This window comes from Leucobacter sp. G161 (assembly GCF_001482305.1).
In the GTDB taxonomy this organism is placed as follows: domain Bacteria; phylum Actinomycetota; class Actinomycetes; order Actinomycetales; family Microbacteriaceae; genus Leucobacter.
Genome location: NZ_LOHP01000104.1, coordinates 1 through 2,662 on the forward strand (window position 1 = coordinate 1; position 2,662 = coordinate 2,662).

Below are 2,662 nucleotides of genomic sequence, written 5' to 3' on the forward strand. Positions count from 1 at the left end.
GAGGCCGGTGATGGCCTCGTCCTGGATCTGCAGTGATTGATTCATGACGGTAGTCAAACACGCACCACCGACATTCAAGCACTCACCTGTGGCTCAAAACGGGGTCTGTTGAAAAGTTTTTTGAAGCTTTTTCGTCGTGCTTGTCGACCTGTGAATCCTGAGAGAGGTGCCCTGGGGAGTTCAATGCGGTGGCGTTTCCGAGCCTGAGTGTCCAGTGGCTCACGGTGGTTGTGTACTTCGCGAGTGCTTGCTGATCGCCGAGTTGTGCGCCATCAACTACGAAGAGCCACTGATACTCTGCCCTCGTCCGACAATCTGTAGCCCAGGGGCGAAACGGAGGCTGCACAGCATGCACGAGGGAGATTTCCTGTTCGAACTGGCTCTAGCAGAGTCGGCGGTTATTGCAGAGGCTATTGTTGTCTCGCGAATCGACTTTGGGCCAGAGAAAGTCAGACTTCATTGCGTCAAGCCTGGGTCGCAGCCGATTTCATGCCTGTTTGATGCGGCCGCCTCCACAATTGCGCAACAGTTCAGCGCAAGCTGGGGCGTCACCATCAACGAGAACGTTTTCATTGAAGAAGCATTCGCGCCCGCGGAAGTAAATCTGCCAATCAGGTGGCGTGAGATCCATCGCGATCTCAGCCTAACGGTACTCCTGAGAAACGTAGGTGGGGGTGCAAGACTGACCTCGATCAAACTCGACGCCGAAGCTGCGCAAGCAGTCGTCTTTGGCATCTTCCGCGGGCAAGAAGTCACCGTGAGACTCCCACTTCTCGACGACAGCTGCAGCATGTGGGAAGCCATGTACACCTTCATCGAAACCGCTGAGCTAGCTGTTGGCGCCGACTGATTCGACGGCCTCGATGTGAGGATGGTGCGGGCGAAGCTGAGGCACGAGCCAGCAGGGATTTACTAGAAGAGCGTGTTCTTGTCTTCCATGCCGCGCATCGCGTCGTAGTCGAGCACGAGGCAGCGGATGCCGCGATCCTCGGCGAGGGTGCGCGCCTGCGGCTTGATCTCCTGCGCCGCAAAGACGCCAGAAACCGGAGCGAGCAGCGGGTCGCGGTTCATGAGCTCGAGGTAGCGGGTGAGCTGCTCGACGCCCTTAGGACTAGGCAAACACGCCTATTCATGAGTAAATAAGGGCGTCATTTAATGGAGAAAACCGCCATAAAAGCAGTTATTTATGCACGTCAATCAAGGACGATTGACGGATCAGAATCTATACAAAACCAAATCGAGACCTGCCGCCTCGCCGCTGAGCGAATGGGCGTGGATGTCGTCTCAGTACTTGCAGAACCACCCTCCACCTCTGGGTATCAGAACCGTGGCCGCACTCGTGCGAAGTTCAAGGAACTCCTTAAGGGCTTCGAGAATGGCGACTGGCAGATGGTCATGGCCTACAAGACCGACCGCCTGAGTCGTGGAGGTGGTCCAGGATGGGCTCCGCTACTCGAAGCGATTGAGAAAGCGAACCTCGACCTCGACCGCTCTGTAGCTACCCCTTCTGGCTTCATATCGGAGTTCGAGATAGGTATTCGAGCCACGATGGACAGGGAAGAGTCCAAGAAGCACTCAGAGCGTATGGGAGACAACGCTGCACGCTCGGCAAAGCAGGGGCTGCCGCATAAGGGTGGGAGGCGTGTATTCGGGTACAAGGAAGACCGCATCACCATAGAGCCAAGTGAAGCTGCAGTTCTTCGTGAGATGGCCAAGATGGTCTTTAAGGGTCAATCTTTCAAACACATCGCCTGGCACTTAAATGAGCAAGGCTTTAGAACCACTACAGGCAAACTCTGGTATCCGATTACTGTCCGCAACATGCTGCGCAAGCCTCGCTTCAAGGGTGTGCGCATCTACAAGGGCATCGAGTACAAGGCAATCTGGGAGCCAATCTTTGATGCGGATACATGGGAAAGGCTGCAGGCACTCCTCGACATCCGAGCGGAGGCAAAAGCTGGCGTTCCGAAGCCCCGCAAATACCTCCTGACTGGAGTCCTATTCTGTGGCGCGTGCGGGATGCCTTTGAACGGAATGACCAAGCGAGACAATCCCCAGCGGCCTATTCGACGGACGTATCAATGCAGGGTCCAGGGAGACGCCGTAAAGAAGCATGGCTGCGGGGGAGTGACCCGTAACGCGGACGCTCTAGAGCACTGGGTGAGGGAGAGTATCTTCTTCCACCTAAAGAGTTCGGCAGTACTTGAGCTTCTCGGAGTCGACGAGAAAGATTCGGGCATCATCAAGGGTCTACTAGAAGACCGCAGGAAACAGCAGGAACGCCTCAACCAGTTTGTCGATGATTACGCCGTAGGGCTTCTCACGCGGCCTCAACTTGAACGAGCGAAGTCAGCTGCGAATGAAGAGCTAGAACGCATTGGGCGGCTTCTCACGCGGTATGCGAGCAGTAATGCAGTGCTTTCAATGCTCCCAGTCGGCAAGACTGTGGAAGAAGCGTGGGCGGAGGAGTCTGATGACTGGAAGCGGGCGCTTGCAGAAAGCTTGATCGAAAGAATAGTTATTACTAAAGGAATAACGAAGCCGTATTACTACATTGATGGGGTGGCTGCCCGTTTTGACCCATGGGTCTGATGCACGTTTAGGTGACAGTTTGGTCAGGCCGCGAGTGCGACCTGTTCGTTCATGATGGTCTCGTATTCGA

The 2,662-nt window shown here is 55.3% G+C and carries 2 protein-coding genes and 1 pseudogene; 2 read left to right on the plus strand and 1 reads right to left on the minus strand.

Annotated elements, in window-relative coordinates; genetic code table 11:
- Nucleotides 1-349 precede the first annotated feature (349 nt).
- Entirely contained in the window at nucleotides 350-850 is a 501-nt protein-coding gene (locus tag AUL38_RS16530; protein WP_059063920.1) for a hypothetical protein, read from the plus strand.
- A 62-nt stretch (nucleotides 851-912) separates the two neighbouring features.
- On the opposite strand, the pseudogene AUL38_RS16535 reads toward AUL38_RS16530, so the two are convergent.
- Nucleotides 913-1,104 (minus strand): annotated as a pseudogene (locus AUL38_RS16535) (endonuclease NucS domain-containing protein); the annotation flags it as partial.
- 51 nt (nucleotides 1,105-1,155) lie between these two features.
- Here AUL38_RS16535 and AUL38_RS16540 point away from each other — a divergent pair.
- Nucleotides 1,156-2,592, plus strand: coding sequence for a recombinase family protein (locus AUL38_RS16540; protein ID WP_083506985.1), 1,437 nt, complete (start codon nucleotides 1,156-1,158; stop codon nucleotides 2,590-2,592).
- The last annotated feature ends 70 nt before the right edge of the window (nucleotides 2,593-2,662 follow it).